Here is a 343-nt window from a genome sequence, read left to right on the forward strand (position 1 = left end):
CTGGATCTTGCAGGGTCTTGCGCTGGGCCTCCAGGACGGCGGCCTGGTCGTCGCCGGCCTTCTCCACGTTGACGTTCTTCACGTACTGCTGGGTCAGCGTCGACGCGCCCTGGGAGGCGGTGCCGCTCTCCGCGTTCTTGCCGACCGCGCGGAGCACGCCCTTGAGGTCGACGGCGCCGTGCTCGTAGAAGCGGGCGTCCTCGATGTCCACCTGCGCCTGCCGCATGAACGGCGACATCTGGTCGGCGGCCAGGACGGTGCGGTCGCGCTCGTAGACCTTGGCGATCAGGCCGCCCTTGGCGTCGAAGATCTGGGTGGCCTGGGTCAGCGGCGGGGTCTTGAA

The 343-nt window shown here is 69.1% G+C and carries 1 protein-coding gene; it reads right to left on the minus strand.

Annotation, left to right across the window (positions count from 1 at the left end; translation table 11 throughout):
• A partial coding sequence (locus tag C2142_RS20880) for a biosynthetic peptidoglycan transglycosylase (RefSeq protein WP_194235795.1) occupies positions 1 to 343 on the minus strand: 343 nt, incomplete at both ends.

The sequence above is a fragment of the Streptomyces sp. CB01881 genome, from assembly GCF_002953255.1.
Classification (GTDB): Bacteria; Actinomycetota; Actinomycetes; order Streptomycetales; family Streptomycetaceae; genus Kitasatospora.